The 14609-nt window shown below is 58.3% G+C and carries 16 protein-coding genes; 2 read left to right on the plus strand and 14 right to left on the minus strand.

Annotated features, from left to right (window positions below; translation table 11 throughout):
• Window positions 1-122 precede the first annotated feature (122 nt).
• Together IPH10_13175 and IPH10_13180 are read left to right on the plus strand one after the other, a co-directional pair.
• Entirely contained in the window at window positions 123-515 is a 393-nt protein-coding gene (locus IPH10_13175) for a hypothetical protein (GenBank protein ID MBK6911858.1), read from the plus strand.
• Between the two features lie 62 nt (window positions 516-577).
• Window positions 578-2221: a T9SS type A sorting domain-containing protein gene (locus tag IPH10_13180; protein ID MBK6911859.1), complete on the plus strand. Its 1644-nt coding sequence runs from the start codon at window positions 578-580 to the stop codon at window positions 2219-2221.
• A 139-nt stretch (window positions 2222-2360) separates the two neighbouring features.
• On the opposite strand, the gene IPH10_13185 is transcribed toward IPH10_13180, so the two are convergent.
• The 14 genes from IPH10_13185 to IPH10_13250 form a co-directional block, all read right to left on the minus strand.
• Window positions 2361-3101, minus strand: a complete 741-nt coding sequence (locus IPH10_13185) for a redox-sensing transcriptional repressor Rex (GenBank protein MBK6911860.1) — start codon at window positions 3099-3101, stop codon at window positions 2361-2363.
• Window positions 3102-3111: 10 nt separating this feature from the next.
• Complete coding sequence (locus IPH10_13190) at window positions 3112-4410, minus strand: sugar transferase (protein ID MBK6911861.1); 1299 nt, start codon at window positions 4408-4410, stop codon at window positions 3112-3114.
• 117 nt (window positions 4411-4527) lie between these two features.
• Window positions 4528-7038 carry a DNA gyrase subunit A gene (gene gyrA / locus IPH10_13195; GenBank protein MBK6911862.1) on the minus strand — a complete coding sequence of 837 codons (2511 nt, stop codon included), beginning with the start codon at window positions 7036-7038 and terminating at the stop codon, window positions 4528-4530.
• A 67-nt stretch (window positions 7039-7105) separates the two neighbouring features.
• A complete protein-coding gene (locus tag IPH10_13200; protein MBK6911863.1) occupies window positions 7106-7606 on the minus strand; it encodes a DUF1572 family protein in 501 nt (166 codons plus the stop codon).
• 76 nt (window positions 7607-7682) lie between these two features.
• Entirely contained in the window at window positions 7683-7994 is a 312-nt protein-coding gene (locus IPH10_13205) for a hypothetical protein (GenBank protein ID MBK6911864.1), read from the minus strand.
• A 20-nt stretch (window positions 7995-8014) separates the two neighbouring features.
• Entirely contained in the window at window positions 8015-8401 is a 387-nt protein-coding gene (locus tag IPH10_13210) for a hypothetical protein (GenBank protein ID MBK6911865.1), read from the minus strand.
• Between the two features lie 47 nt (window positions 8402-8448).
• Complete coding sequence (locus IPH10_13215; protein MBK6911866.1) at window positions 8449-8784, minus strand: hypothetical protein; 336 nt, start codon at window positions 8782-8784, stop codon at window positions 8449-8451.
• On the minus strand, window positions 8781-9359 hold the full coding sequence (locus IPH10_13220) for a hypothetical protein (protein ID MBK6911867.1): 579 nt from the start codon (window positions 9357-9359) through the stop codon (window positions 8781-8783). Before IPH10_13220 ends, IPH10_13215 begins: the two co-directional genes overlap by 4 nt.
• Before the next feature lie 24 nt (window positions 9360-9383).
• A complete protein-coding gene (locus IPH10_13225; GenBank protein MBK6911868.1) occupies window positions 9384-9905 on the minus strand; it encodes a putative metal-dependent hydrolase in 522 nt (173 codons plus the stop codon).
• Between the two features lie 5 nt (window positions 9906-9910).
• Window positions 9911-10432, minus strand: coding sequence for a putative metal-dependent hydrolase (locus tag IPH10_13230; GenBank protein ID MBK6911869.1), 522 nt, complete (start codon window positions 10430-10432; stop codon window positions 9911-9913).
• 3 nt (window positions 10433-10435) lie between these two features.
• Window positions 10436-10969 carry a putative metal-dependent hydrolase gene (locus IPH10_13235; GenBank protein MBK6911870.1) on the minus strand — a complete coding sequence of 178 codons (534 nt, stop codon included), beginning with the start codon at window positions 10967-10969 and terminating at the stop codon, window positions 10436-10438.
• A gap of 189 nt (window positions 10970-11158) precedes the next feature.
• Window positions 11159-12160, minus strand: coding sequence for an esterase (locus tag IPH10_13240; protein MBK6911871.1), 1002 nt, complete (start codon window positions 12158-12160; stop codon window positions 11159-11161).
• A gap of 1 nt (window position 12161) precedes the next feature.
• A complete protein-coding gene (locus IPH10_13245; protein MBK6911872.1) occupies window positions 12162-13970 on the minus strand; it encodes a T9SS type A sorting domain-containing protein in 1809 nt (602 codons plus the stop codon).
• A 13-nt stretch (window positions 13971-13983) separates the two neighbouring features.
• Window positions 13984-14463, minus strand: a complete 480-nt coding sequence (locus tag IPH10_13250; GenBank protein MBK6911873.1) for a DoxX family membrane protein — start codon at window positions 14461-14463, stop codon at window positions 13984-13986.
• Window positions 14464-14609 lie beyond the last annotated feature (146 nt).

The following is a 14609-nucleotide window of genomic DNA, read 5'->3' on the forward strand; positions in this document are numbered from 1 at the left end:
TCACACTTCACAAAAAGTACTTGACCCCCCCCCCATTCGTTTTCTTATATTATGATTAGCCTCTTGCGCAAGGGCATGTGTTGTGTATGGATGCAATAACAAATCATAACTGGGGGTTCAACATGAATCGCGCGCATTATCTTGCGATGTTCGCCGTGGCCTTTTTGGTGGGAATCATCGGCACGGCATTCGCAACCTATGACAGTCACGTGCATACTGGGAATGGCACGATTGACACTTGGCCGACGATTACGGTCACCAGAGTTCACAAGATTCGCGTATGTGCGCCAACAACGGGGACATTGAGCGCATACACGTGGATAAGCGGATCTGGAATCGTTGACCAAACGGACGCGAGCAACGGAAACGCCAACACGTCGGTTGGGGCCACGTTGACTCAAGGATCCAGCGTATTATTCTCGTCGTGGGTATCGAACTACGGCTCGGGAATAGGCAAGGCGTATCTCGCTGACACTGGCAGATCACTTCCCAATTGCGGCACGGAAGCACCGTAACAACTAACAAGCCGCCCCCGCAGCAATAGCTGCGGGGGCGGACCATATCAGAGGTAGAACTAATGCCACGACTCAAAGTCTGGGCTTGCATAACTCTATTTGCTGTACGGGCGGCGTATGCCGATACATTATATGTTGCTCCCGGATTTGATATTGCTGACGCTATCGCGGCGGCGGATTCCGGTGACGTGATTCTGCTCGAGCCGGGTACGTTTGGCGGTCCAGTCTTGCCTTACGGGAAAGATCTAACCATTGCCAGCCGCTACCTGCTCGACGGTGACACGGCTTGGATTCGACAAACGATAGTAAGTGCGCCGGATGGTGATTCGTCGAGTACGGTGATTGCAGCGTATGGCGAGACCGCGCTGAATCTCGTTGGGTTCACCCTGCAGGGGGGATCGGGGACCTATGATGAACGCAACGAAATCTCCGGTGGGGGCGGGATGTATGTTCACGCAGCAAATGTCAATGTTCAGGCTTGCCGGTTCGACGGGGGACGAGCGCCATTGGGTGGCGGGGTGTTTGTCAGCGGCTCGGCATGGGAGTGGAATGCCCACGTCCGCATTCGTGATTCAGAGTTTAACGGCTGCAATGCGGATTACTGGGGGGGTGGCATTTATGCGGATTTCTGCTCGCTGACGGTGGCAAAATCGCTACTGGTAAATTTGACTTGCGACATGGCCGCAGCCGGAATCCACTCCGGAACGTCGCAAATTGCTATGGACTCGGTGGTTGTAGCGGGGTGCTTTGGTGGTGAAGGCGGAATTGGCCTTTACGAAGGATGGGGACGAATTTATGCCTGTGAATTCGTTGGCAACGGAACTCCCTCGACGGGATTTTGCAACGACATTTCCGCAAACAACTTCTGGGGCGAAATCACGCGGTGTGTGTTTCGCAATACAGATGGATTGTGGCCGTCTGTTCACATAGGGGGACGGTATGGCAGCACGAGATTTGTCGGAAACGTCTTGGAAAACAACTCGACAAGCATGGCAACGGGAACGCTGATCGTCAACGACCCCAACAACACGGAGGTATCGCATAACATTTTTCGGAACAACACGAATGTTGAGGGTGGCGCGGTTTACGCGTTCGGGCGGGCAACCGCGCGAGTAGAGTACAATACTTTCGTTGGAAACTCGAGCTTAAACCCATCCAAAGGGGCCGTGCTTCAGTCCGTCACGTTTGGTAGCCCACGTTTCAGCCAAAATATCATTGCTGGCAACGAAGGCGTCGCGGTGACGTTTTTTCCCGACTATCCGGTGGTTCTTGATGTACGATACAATTGGTGGGGGCACGCGAGCGGTCCGTATCACGAAGGGCTAAATCCGAACGGACAGGGGGATACGCTCTTCGGTGATTCCGTGTTATTTAGCCCGTGGCTGACCACCCCACCGGACACGTCTATGCTGTTCGTGGTTGATCCGCGCGAGGTGCCAATAGCAGGCACTTGGGATTTACAGAGGGTGTTTCCAAACCCGTTCAACAACGCCTTCACTGTGTCGGTGTCAGGTTTTGCAGATGAAAAATTCGAACTGGCGCTGCACAACATCCTCGGCCAAAAAGTAATGACCTTGCACCGCGGCTCTGCGACAGGTGGGATGTTCACGTTTTCCGTATCACCCGATATCGCAAGCGGTGTCTATTTCCTCGTTGCACATGACGGTCAGATTCGGGAGTCCATCAAGGTTGTGCTGTTGAAATAGTGTCATGATCTTCCGAGCAAGACAGAAAAAACCCCGGTGATGAGCCGGGGTTTCTGTTTTCATTGTGCGAGAAGTTTGTGATGATGTCCGGCCGCTTGATCCCCCTTACCTTCCCAGAGGACCAGAAGTACGAACGTTCCTACTGCTCCAGAATTTGCCGGGGCTTCTGGCCTTTGCTGGAGAGCGCGTAGGACAGCGCTTCGATTTCGATGGCCATGTTTTCGTTGCGGACGGCAACGCCCTTCGGGACGAAAATCGAGATTGGCGCGAAATTCAAGATGGCGCGAATGCCCGCTTCGACGAGCTGATCCACGACTTTCTGCGCGGCGTGCGCAGGCACGGCGACCACGGCGATCTTGATGTTCTCGTCTTCTATCACACGCTTGGCCTGCGCGAAGTCGCGTATGATATGCTCGCCGACGCTTTGGCCAACCTTTTGCGTGTCGCTGTCGAACACCACGCGAATCATGAAGCCCTGCTCCGCGAACTGCTTGAAATGTACGAGGGCGGTGCCGATATTACCGACGCCGACCAGACAGACATTCCAGGTGCGATGCAGACCCAGAATCTTGCTGATCGCGCGATGTAAATCCACCACGCTATAGCCCAGACCACGCCGACCGAACGCCCCGAAAAAGGAGAGATCCTTGCGCACCTGGGCGGCCGTCAAGCCGTTCAAGCGGCCGATCTCTTCCGAGGAGATTGTGGTCTTCTCGGCGCTGAGCGCGTTCTGAAGCGTGCGATAGTATTTGGAGAGCCGCTTAACCGTGGCATCGGAGACGCGGTTGCCCGGCTTGCCGTTCTTGGCGCTGGCGCGGGGCTTTTTGCGCGGCTTGCGCGCCTTCTTTGACTGTTGCTTTCCGGATTGCTGTTCCGCCATAGGAGATTACCTACATTGCTCCCTTGCCCGAGATGACTGCCGCGAACGTGCGCAGCAGAATACGAATATCCAGCCAGAGGCTCCAGTTCTCGACGTAATACAGATCGTAAGCGGTGCGTTCTTCAATCGTGGTTTCACTGCCACGGAAGCCGTTGACCACCGCCCAGCCGGTCAGACCGGCCTTGACACGATGGCGATCGAGATAGTTCGGAATGTACTCAGCGAACTTGTAAACAAATTCGGGACGTTCGGGACGCGGACCCACCAGCGACATGTCGCCGCGCAGCACGCTCCAGAATTGCGGTAGTTCGTCCAGCGACCAGCGGCGCAGAAAGCGCCCCACGCGCGTGACGCGGGGATCGTTGCGAACGGCCCAGACGGCGCCGGTGCCGGATTCGGCATCAGTCTTCATCGTGCGGAATTTCAGCATGTCAAACTCATTGCCATCCATACCGACGCGCCGCTGACGGTAGAGGAGCGGCTTGCCGCTGTCGAGATAGACCGCAATGGCAATGAGTGCGTACAGCAAAGAAAAGCCTACGATGATGAGAGCAGAGACAGAGAAATCCATTAGGCGTTTGGCAACGTAGCCCAAACCGGCCATCGTTAACGTCTTCAGCTTGAGTACGGGTTTGCCGCTGATTTCAGTAACGACGACACGGGAGCGTGAGTAATCCACCGCGAGGGGCATATAGAGCAACTCAAGCGGCGTGCCTTCTGCAGCGCGCGCGACTTCGCCCAGCCGCGGCTCTTCATCGGAAGAAGGCGCGAGCATCACCGCATCGAGCTCATGCTCTTGCCACAGGGCGCGCAGGGCGGAGACATCGCCGAGAGTGCGCCAGTCGGCAGATGGGGCTGGTCCAAGGGCACCGACGAGATCAAAGCCGCGGCTCTTCTGATCCGCAAGATTCATCCAAAGCCGGACGGCTTCCTTGCCGCTACCCCAGACGGCGATGCGCAAGACGCCGATGCCGCGCTGAAAAAGGCGCGCCGCATCCGTTGATAAATAGCTCGGGCAACCACGAGCAGCGGTATCATCAGCGCCAGCGTCAAGAGAAATGTCAAGCGGGAGTAGCTGAACTCGCGATAGAAGAAGATCGCGGCCATGACGAGTCCCATCGCGAAGATCGCCCCACGCAAGATCCGTGCGATTTCGCGGTCGAGTGGGACGGAAACTTCGGTCGCGTAGTGATGATAGATAATCTCCGCGCGTGGGAATCATCACGGCAGGATAGAGATCATTAATCGGACCCCAAAACCTGAGCAAGAACGCGCCTTCCGCCGCAGCGATGACTGCGGATATGTCCATAACACTGCCTGCCAAGGGCAGCCAGAAGCTGGACAACAGAGACCGCTTGCGAGTCGAACCGCTGTTCGTGCGCGCGGTCGTTTTGGGTTCACGCCGAGTCACAGTCATGCCATCTCGTTATGCCGGAGTTTCGAGTTCCATCTCATCGCCGTCATCCTCGTTGACGACCTTGGCGACGTCGGCGACCTTGTCGCCGTTGTCGAGCTTGATGACGCGCACGCCTTGCGTGACGCGGCTCATCGAGCGGATGTCCTTCACGCATTGGCGAATCACGACGCCCTGCTCGGTGATGATGATCAGGTCGTCGGTGTCGCCGACTTCCTTCATGGCCAGCATACGCCCCGTCTTGTCCGTGGTTTTGAGTGCCAGCACGCCGCCCGCACCGCGCTTGGTCAGGCGATAGTCGGTCACGTCGGAGCGCTTGCCGTAGCCCTTTTCAGTAACGGTGAGAATCGTCGAATCGCCGCGCACCACGATCATGCCGACGGCATCCACAGTCGGCTTGAGCAGCACGCCGCGGACACCGGTGGCCGAACGGCCCATCGCGCGTACGTCCGTTTCATGGAAGCGCACGGCTTTGCCTTCGGTCGTGCCGATGATCACTTCATTGCCGCCGTCGGTCAGCTCCGCGCCAAGCAATTCGTCACCGTCTGCGATATTGATGGCGATGATGCCGTTCGAACGCGGGTTAGAGAATTCAGAGAGGGCGGTCTTCTTGACCGTGCCGCGCTTGGTGCACATGAGCACATAGCGGTCGTCGGAGAACTCCTTGACGGTGACGTAAGCGCGCACCTTCTCGTCGGCGCTGCGTTCAATCAGGTTAACGAGCGCCTTGCCGCGCGAGCCGCGGCCCATGGATGGAATCTCGTATACCTTCAGCCAATAGCACTTGCCGCGGTCGGTGAAGAAAAGGATATAGTCGTGCGTCGAGGCGATGAAGAGCTGTTCGACCCAATCATCTTCCTTGGTCGTCGCGCCTTGCGAGCCGCGCCCGCCGCGGCCCTGTTTGCGAAAACCCGAGACCGGGAAGCGCTTCACGTAGCCCGCGTGAGAAATCGTGACGACCATCTCTTCGGGCGCGATCATGTCTTCAATCGTGACTTCGGCCTCGTCGTCCACGACTTCGGTGCGGCGTTTGTCGCCGTACTTTTCCTTAATCTCCTCGAGTTCCTGCTTGACGACCGCCAATCGGAGCGCGCGATTCTCATCGCGAGCCAGCGGCTCGAGTTCGGCGATTTTGGCTCTGATGTCCCTAATCTCATCGGCGAGCTTCTGGCGTTCAAGTCCGGTCAGGCGAGCGAGACGCATATCAAGAATCGCCTTCGACTGCTTTTCGGACAGACCGAAGCGGTCGCGCAATTCCATCGCGGCGGTCTCGGGCGATGAGGCGCCGCGGATGATACTGATGACTTCATCAATATGGTCCACCGCGATTTGCAAACCGTCCAAGATGTGCAGGCGATCGCGAGCCTGCTCAAGTTCGAAGCGAACACGGCGCAGCGTGACTTCGTTGCGGTGCTCGAGGAATTCGGAAATCAGATCGCGCAGCGTCAAGACGCGCGGCACTCCGTGCACGAGGGCGAGCAGAATCACGCCGAACGATTCCTGCATCGGCGTATGCTTATAGAGCGACGCCATGACGACTTCAGGCACCGCTTCGCGCTTGAGCTCGATGACGAGGCGCATACCGTCGCGGTCGGATTCGTCGCGAATATCGGCGATACCTTCGATCTTTTTGTCGTTGACCAATTCCACGATGCGCTCGATCAGGCGCGTCTTGTTTACCTGATAGGGAATTTCGCTGACGACGATTTTGACGCGGCCACTGGCCTTCTCGGGCTGCTCGATATTGGCTTTGGCGCGCACGATCAGCCGGCCGCGGCCCGTCGTGTAGGCGTCGCGGATACCTTGACGGCCAAAAATGATGCCACCGGTGGGGAAATCAGGCGCGGTGACGTACTGCATCAGTTCGGCGGTCGAAAGCGATTCGTTGGCGATCATGGCGATCGCGGCGTCGCAGGCTTCGTGAAGATTGTGCGGCGGGATGCGCGTGGCCATACCCACCGCGATGCCGTCCGAGCCGTTGACGAGCAGATTGGGAAACTTGGCGGGCAACACCGACGGAATCTGGATGGATTCGTCGTAGTTGGGAACAAAGTCCACGGTGTTCTTGTCAATCTCGTCGAGCATCTCTTCGGCGATGCGGCTCATGCGCGCTTCGGTGTAACGCATGGCGGCCGCGCCGTCACCGTCCACCGAACCGAAGTTGCCCTGGCCATCCACGAGCGGATAGCGCAGCGAGAAATCCTGCACCATGCGCACGAGTGTGTCATAGATCGCCTGATCGCCGTGCGGGTGGTACTTACCCATGACGTCGCCGACGATACGCGCACATTTCTTGTAGGAGCGCCCCGCCCCGAGGCCCAGCTCAAGCATGCCGTAGAGTACGCGGCGGTGCACCGGTTTCAGACCGTCGCGCACGTCGGGCAGGGCCCGCGATACGATGACGGACATGGAGTAGTTGATGTACGAAGACTTCATTTCGTCTTCGACATTCACCGGGATGACGCGAGCGTCGCCGTTGCCGTTGCCGGCAAGCGGCAATTCGAGATTATCTTTGTCGGACATTTGCTATCGTGTTAGACTGTCAGCGCTTATTCTTCGTCTATCGCACAGTGGTTCACACTGCCGTCGCTTAGGTGCCGTCGAGATGCTTGTACCAACTGAAGCCGTCACCCGAGATCGCCTTGGCGCGCATGACGATTTGGCCCGTGTGGTACGAGAAATGTTCGACGGAGTGGTAGATCGCCTTCAACAAGGTGTATTCATAGCCCTGCACCGTGCGCTTCTCGGTCATCCGGGCCGGATCGAACTTGGCCAGCACGTGGCAGGCCTCGAGCACCGTTTGACCGAGCGCATCGAGCAGTTCTTCGCGCGACGCTCCTTCGCGCGCAGCGAATTCGCGCGAACGCTGGCGCTTGTCAGGCAATCCGCCGCAGTTGGAAACGATCCACTGGCGGACATTGCCCTCAAGATGCATTAACAGATTGGCCACGGAGTTCGAAGCTTCGTTGGGCCGCCACCACAACTGCTCAGGGGTCAGGCGTTCGCACGCCTCGCAGATGCGGTCGAAATGCTCGCGCAGAAAAGTCTCGCTGGCGAGCAGGAATTCAGTATTGGCGTCTGGCTTGTGCATGTGCGGAAAATATGAAGCATAAATTGCAGAGCGGCGCCGACCGGGCATGGCTTACGTCTCATTCTGCATACCCAACTCAGTACTCGAAGGAGTCCTTCTCCTGCTTGCCGCCGGCCGGCTCGAATCTGAAATTGCAGTATACTTCCTTGCCGTCCACATAGGTGTGCACACCGATGGAGCTCTTGTTGCCCGGAAGCACATCCACGAGACGATCGTAGGCGATTTCGGCGGCGCGAATCATATTGGCGTAGCCCTTCTGTTCGAATAGGATACGCAGGTGCGTTAAAATCTGCTGCTTGTTCTTGCATTGAGCAATAACCCGCTCAAAAGCATCCCAATTCACATCGTCAACGGGCTGCCAGCCGCGCTTGATTTTATCTTCAGACATTCTGTCTCGTACTCCGCGGCTTACTTGGATTTCTCGGCTTCCTTGGCGGCCCGGCGTGCTTCCTTGTCCGCGCGCTTGGCCTGCTTCTTTTCCATCTTGTGCTGCTTGGCGTCAATCTTGAGTTCCTTCATGCGCTTGGCAAGGTCCTTCTGCGAGATGTTGTTGCTCTTCAACTCGAGTTTGGCAGCTTGCAGGCGGGCGGTCAGGTCGGTGATCTCCTGTTGGAGTTCAATTGCGCGCTTGTCGAGCATCGTCTGCTCTTCGCGCATGGCGCGGCGGCGCATTTCCAGCGAATCGGCTTCATCGGCCAATTGCTCTTGCTTGGTGGGAGTGCTGTCCTGCGCGTAGTTCAACTTAGCGCCGGACACCAACAGTAACGCACACATCAAAAATAACAGCTTCTTCATCATTCCTCCGGGAAAGTCAAGAGTTTTAGTCTAAAAGGTGAAGCGAATCAGGCCGCGCGGCCTGGATCGGGAAAGTCGCGATAGAGCGCGGACTTGAAATCGGTGACCATGACGAAGACCTTGCGATGAAGGTCTTCCATTTCGCCGACGCGCTGGGCGACGTCGCCGAAGGTGTTTTCGAGTTCGACCAGCGAAGGGAATTCCATCGTGATATGAAATTCACCCAACTCCGCCGGCCCGAAACCCAATTTGCGGCGCGTCATGCGCCACGCTTTCATCTGCCCGTGTGCGATCAGAAATTCCATATAGCCGCGCACGTTCTCGCAGAACTCGAGGTCGCGGCGGGATTCCTTCAGGTTCACCCAGACGTGGTAGATGTTCATCGGGATTTGGTCCCCAACTTCGCCAAAACCATCCCGCCGAACGCCCAGCGGATAGCACCGTCCAGGATGTTCACGAGGACGTAGCCGGATGTGAAACTCCACCAAATCCACTGCTCAAGCTGCACCAGCGCCATGCCGACCGTGCCGGCAATCACCACGAACAACACCTTGCCCATGAACGTCAAGTTGGGTACGGCTTGCAGAAGAAACAGCATCATGAACGACATCAGCACGAGGGCCGCGAAGTCGAGAATCATCGGCGTCGCCATGCCGTCCTTACCTTCGCGATGGAACGACATGAAGATGTTCGGCCCCCTCGCACCCTTGTCCCACGCTTCGTTCATGCGCCGCTCTTGTTGCTCGCTTGTCAACCCCTCGTCGAGCATTCCGGCCATGGGCGCCACGTAGATTCCCGAAACGGGCGCTTCCTTCATCAGCACCTCGGCAACAAGGTCTTCATCACGAAAAGTCTGCATCGTCGCCTCGTGCCACGGCAGCATCATGTGCGAGGCCGCGCCCCAAGCAAACATCACCAGTCCGGATAGAATTCCCGCCAGCCAAAAGCGTGCACCCATGACGACCTCCTTGTGAGTGTGATGCTACCAGCCGTAACGGCGGCGCGCGGCATGAATCTGTGCCAGATGATGGCGGCAATGCCAAGCGGCATACTCAACCTGCTCGTCAAGCGACACTGGACCTTCGCCGTGCCACTCAAACATCCGGGCATAATCGGACACCGTCAACGAGTCGAGCACGGCAGACCATCGCGCGTGCGCGCCTTCAAGCATGGCAAGCGTCGGCGCAACGGGCAAGCGGTGGTCGGGCGTCTTGACCCAGTCGTTCTCTTCGAAGCCAACAATCAGCGGCGCAGGTTCGGCGACTACCGCTTTGACGCGGCAATAGATATGCACGTTAACATCGCCAAGATGGTGAACGATTTGGCGAATCGTCCAGCCGCCGTCGCGGTGCGGCGTATCCAACTGTGTGTCGGTTAACTCCGCGACCGCTGTGCGCAACTCCGCGGGAAAGGCGGCGATGACGCGGGCGCGTTCCTGACAATGTGCAGGCGACGCCGGCCCGGCATAGACAAATTCACCGATAGGAAACCGAATATCCGGCAAGCGCGTTACCAGCCCATCCGCTTGCGCAGTTCGCTGATGTGCGCCGTGTGATGACGGCCGTGCCACGCCGCGTAGGCCACGATGTAATCGAGTGGCTCCTCGCCGCGCTGCGAGTGCAAGTACTTGCGGTCGAAGTCTTCCTGCTTCAAGGATCGCAAGATCGCCGCCCAGCGCACATGCAGCCCGGTCAAGAGTTCCAGCGCAGAATCCACGGGCAGCGCGTAATCCGGAGTCTTGAGCCAATCCTGTTCGTCGAAGCCCATAATCGTGGGCACGTTGTCGGTCACGACAAATTTCGTACGGCAGTAGAAGTGGATATTCGCGTCGGTCAGGTGGTGTACGACCGTGCGCACGGTCCAGCCGCCGTCGCGATAAGGTGTGTCGAGCTGTGCATCGTTCAGCGTGGCAACCGCGTTGCCCAGTTCGAACGGCAGCTCTTCAATCATCTCGACCGCCAGCTTACGCTCAGCCGCGTTCATGCGGCCCGCAAACTGAAACGGCCCGATGGGATAACGAACATCAGTCATGTGTCACCAGCCCATTCTGTCGCGCAGCCTGGTGATGTGCGCGACATGATGCTCTCCGTGCCATGAATAGAGACCGAGCAGCCACTTGATATCGAGCGTTTGTCCGGGCCGCTCGGGATGTGTCATCGTGCGGTCGAATTGATCGTGGGACAGGCGCTCGAGGAGCAGACACCACTTAGCGTGAACGGCGTCGAGCACTTGTAATGAGACTTCCGGCGGCAGCGCGCCATCCGGAGTGTTGACCCAATTCGATTGGTTGTAGGGACGAATCTCGAAATTATCCTCGGTCAACGCGAATTTCGTGCGCAAATAGGCGTTGATGTGCGAATCGCTCAGATGATGCACCAGTTGCCGCACGGTCCAGCCGCCTTCGCGGTAGGGTGTATCAAGCTGTGTGTCACTCAGTCCGGCGATTGCGGCGCGAAGCGCCGCGGGCAGGGCGCGGATCACGGCGATACGGGACGCACGCTCTTCGGCGGTCGCGGGGCGGGTGCCGTCGTATTTCCCGATAGGATACTTTAGAGCTTCGAGGTCCATGAGCTATCTTTTCCTTTTGCGGTCTTGGATCAACTTCGCTAAACTCGCGGGCATTTCGCGGCACGTGCAATGCTTCGCGTGCTCTTCATGCCAGTCTAATCTCTGCTCTAATGTCGGATTCTTCGGCATCTTGTGCGCCAGATGCCATTCCTTGTTAATCGTGCCCATACCAAACACTCGATAGAATTATCAATCAGCGGACAGTTGCTTGCCCCACCATTTCAAACTTTCGTCGTAGCGCCACTGCACGTTGAAATGGCCGCCTTCGTATTCTTCGTGCGTGTGCGGAACTTCGGCGTCAGTCAATCTTGTCGAAAGAATCCGCGCACCCCACTGCAAATGAAATTCATCATTAATTCCGCAATCAATGTATAGTCCCGCGAGTTTCTTCAAATTGGCGATGACACGGTCGTCGGCGGCCATGCGCACAGGATCGTGCACGAGCCAGCGCGCCCACACGTCCTCGCGCAATTCGCCGGTTTCCAAATCAAAGGGATAGTCAAAACCCCACGGCGAATCGGGATTGGGCGAATAGCAGGCCGACATCGCGGTAATGTTGACGGCTTCATTGGAAATGCGCTTCTGCTGATTACCATAGAGGGCAATCATGTCGCGCGGCGAAGCGTGTTTGCGCAATTCGATCAAGGCGTTCGGAAACTCGGCCAGATAAACGTAGTCGAAGTAACAGTCGCCGGAATGCATGACGCACCAGCCGAATAGTTCTGGATGGCGGGCGGCCAATACGAACGCGCCGTAGCCGCCGGAGGACTTGCCAATGATCATGGCCTGATCAGCCGTCACTCCCGCGCGGTATTCGCTGCGCATCCACGGCAGCAGTTCACCGCAAAGATAGTCTTCGTAGTCGCCGGTCGCCGAGGAGTTAATATACTGCGCGCCGCCAAGCCGCGTGAAGCAATCCGGCATGAGGACAACGCATGGTGGAATGACGCCGCTGTTGATCAGCCGTTCGATACGCACGGGAAACGGTTCGAGCCAGGCGCTCCAATTGACATGCGTGAGTCCGCTGCCGGTGAAGCCCGAGAGTACGACGAGCAACGGATAGTCGCGCGACTTCGAATAGCCTTCGGGCAGATAGACGGGAGTTTCGCGCACCGGGTCGTCGCCCAGCGGGTTGCCCGTCAGGCAGCGCGAGCGAAATTCCTCGATGATTACTTGTCCGCGCAGACGCATGCTATTTCAACACCACAAGTTTTGTAATTTCCCGCCGATTGTCCGCGGTCAGCACCGCGAAATAGACGCCGCTCGGCTCGGCTTGGGCATTCCATGCGACGACGTGTTCACCGGCTTCACGGCGCGCGTTCACGAGCGTCGCGACTGCGCGGCCCGTGACGTCAAACAGTGTCAGCGCCACAGCACTCGACCTTGCCAGCGAGTAGCTCAAACGAAATTCCGCATTGCCCGGATTGGGGTAGACCGCCAGCGCAAGCTCCTGCGGCAGCGGCGCATCTTCGGCCGACGACAGAGCCGAGCCGACCGCTACCAGCGCAAGGTATTCACTGCGATCGGTCTGCACGCGCAGGGACGATGTGAATTCACCCGCGATGCCCGGCGCGAAGGTGACGTCCACCGTCATGTCGGCGCCGGGAAGGAGAATAACGTCCTGCCCACAGCAGTTGGCGATGAACGGGCCGCTATCGAGCCAGTCGGTCACGGTGATCGCGGCATCGCCGATGTTCGTCAGGACGGCTTGCAGTGTTTGTGTCGCGCCAGGTTCGGCGGCAAACGCGAGCGTGTCCTGCGCAAAGACCAGCACGGGGCCGGCGGAATCCGGATATTGCAGATGCGAACGCCATACGCCGCAGCGAAAATCGGCGAAATAACCCGCAGCGATAATGTTGATATAGCCGCCGCTTTCGCGGGCGTAACCGAGCTCGGTGATTTCCGCTTCGACTTCCAGTTCAAGGTCCCACGTCACGCCGCCGTCAGTCGTGCGCCAAACCCTGCCGATGGCATCGTTGGCCGAGCCGCCTGCCGCATAACCGAGCGTGTCGTCCATAAACAGCACAGTGCGCACCGGAACGTCGGTGTTCAACGTGCGCTCGGACCAGGTTTGCCCGAAGTCGGTCGTGTAGCGCACCCAGCCGACGGGCGGATCGGTGCGGCCTCCGCTGACCAGAGCGCGGGCGCTGTTGGGCGCGAAGTCAATGTCCGTGTCGCCGAGCGGATCAGCGGACGTCATGGTTTGCCATGAGAAACCGCGATCGAGCGAGAGCCAGAAGGCGGATCCCGCAGCGTAGAGAAAATTTCCCGCCGTGGTCAATTCGCCGACCCACGAACCGGTGAACTCGTAGGGCAAGTCATCCCACGGCGTCGGCGCCTGCATCGAGTCGTTGCGGAAAATGCGCGCATCCAGCCCGGCCAGAGCGACGCAGATGCTGGAATCGGGAGCGGCAACCGCCGTGATCCAATCGTCGACCAGCAGCAAGGTGTCCGGCCACAGCACGTGCGTGGTACCACCACCGCGCATCATGCGCACCATGCCCGTCTCGCCGGCGCTATTGTAGACCGCGAGATAGAGCGAATCGCTGTTGAGTTCGACGCGGCGGATTGGCCGCCAGCAGATATCGGAAATGAAGTTCGGCGAGCGAACAGACAGGTAAGGCGAGACGGGAATAGGCGGCGGCTGGGGGTCGAGGTTGGTCCACGACCGGCCACCGTCCACAGTGCGGAAGACGGTGTGAAGCGAGGCGATAAAGGCGCGGCCGAGCGGTGCTTTGGCAAAACCAACGGGAACCGCGCCCCAAAGTTCAGGGAGCGCCGACGACGCATCGTAGAGCGTCGTGACGTAGAGCCAATTTTCGTCGAGCGTGTTCTCGCGCGGCACGCGAAACTCGGGCAGTACCGCCGGTTTCTCGGGCGGCGCGAACGGTGGCCGGGCGAGCGCAAGGCTGCCGCACAGCAGCAGCAGACTGACCAAGATCAATTTGGGGCAGGTCAAGGCACCTGCCACCGCGAGACTATTGGCAATACGTCGCCGCATCTTCAACTCGCGGTTAGAGTCTGTATTTCGGCTTGGGCGGGCAGGCGCGCAGATAGACGAAGATGGACATGACGAGCCAGCCCGTATTTTCGAGCACCTTGGTCCAGCCGACCTTGGTGGCGAGTGCGGCGGCGGCAGGCGAGCTGCCGAAGCAACCACAGTCAATGTTCAATCCCCGCAGTACGGCCTGAATGATCATCACGGTGAAAAAGGCCATGAGCAGCATGATCATCAGGGCCGCGCCGCGCCGCAGTTTGGGCACGAACAGGCATACTGCCGCGACCATCTCCAGCGGCGGTAGTAACATGGCGGCCAGATAGACGTAGTTCTGCCCGATACCCGGCAGACTGACCCGATAGTTCGTGATGGACTTGGCGAACTCTTCCGGGCCGAGAAGTTTGGGCCAAGCGGCATAGAGGAACAGACCTGCCAGCGCTAACCGGAAGGCCCAATCCAGGCCGATCAAAACCTGCTGTCGAGGGCTGCGAATCATAGCCTTAAATCTTAATGAGATTTTTTCACAAAGTCAAGCCAAACTCACCCAATTTTCAAGAACTTACGGGGAAAAAAACGACGCAAACCGAGACACGGAGAGGCAGAGCAAATGCCGGCCGCTTCGACCACCTACTGGGCGACTCC

The sequence above is a fragment of the bacterium genome (assembly GCA_016702305.1).
GTDB lineage: Bacteria > Electryoneota > RPQS01 > RPQS01 > RPQS01 > JABWCQ01.

Bases quoted from the DNA above. Each gene is read 5' to 3' on its own strand.
- IPH10_13220 (MBK6911867.1), bottom strand. From the start codon at position 9,359: ATGGGTGCACGCTTTTGGCTGGCGGGAATTCTATCCGGACTGGTGATG.
- IPH10_13205 (MBK6911864.1), bottom strand. From the start codon at position 7,994: ATGTCTGAAGATAAAATCAAGCGCGGCTGGCAGCCCGTTGACGATGTG.
- IPH10_13250 (MBK6911873.1), bottom strand. From the start codon at position 14,463: ATGATTCGCAGCCCTCGACAGCAGGTTTTGATCGGCCTGGATTGGGCC.
- IPH10_13185 (MBK6911860.1), bottom strand. From the start codon at position 3,101: ATGGCGGAACAGCAATCCGGAAAGCAACAGTCAAAGAAGGCGCGCAAG.
- IPH10_13235 (MBK6911870.1), bottom strand. From the start codon at position 10,969: ATGGACCTCGAAGCTCTAAAGTATCCTATCGGGAAATACGACGGCACC.
- IPH10_13210 (MBK6911865.1), bottom strand. From the start codon at position 8,401: ATGAAGAAGCTGTTATTTTTGATGTGTGCGTTACTGTTGGTGTCCGGC.
- IPH10_13230 (MBK6911869.1), bottom strand. From the start codon at position 10,432: ATGACTGATGTTCGTTATCCCATCGGGCCGTTTCAGTTTGCGGGCCGC.
- IPH10_13190 (MBK6911861.1), bottom strand. From the start codon at position 4,410: ATGGACATATCCGCAGTCATCGCTGCGGCGGAAGGCGCGTTCTTGCTC.
- gyrA (MBK6911862.1), bottom strand. From the start codon at position 7,038: ATGTCCGACAAAGATAATCTCGAATTGCCGCTTGCCGGCAACGGCAAC.
- IPH10_13245 (MBK6911872.1), bottom strand. From the start codon at position 13,970: ATGCGGCGACGTATTGCCAATAGTCTCGCGGTGGCAGGTGCCTTGACC.
- IPH10_13180 (MBK6911859.1), top strand. From the start codon at position 578: ATGCCACGACTCAAAGTCTGGGCTTGCATAACTCTATTTGCTGTACGG.
- IPH10_13175 (MBK6911858.1), top strand. From the start codon at position 123: ATGAATCGCGCGCATTATCTTGCGATGTTCGCCGTGGCCTTTTTGGTG.
- IPH10_13215 (MBK6911866.1), bottom strand. From the start codon at position 8,784: ATGAACATCTACCACGTCTGGGTGAACCTGAAGGAATCCCGCCGCGAC.
- IPH10_13240 (MBK6911871.1), bottom strand. From the start codon at position 12,160: ATGCGTCTGCGCGGACAAGTAATCATCGAGGAATTTCGCTCGCGCTGC.
- IPH10_13200 (MBK6911863.1), bottom strand. From the start codon at position 7,606: ATGCACAAGCCAGACGCCAATACTGAATTCCTGCTCGCCAGCGAGACT.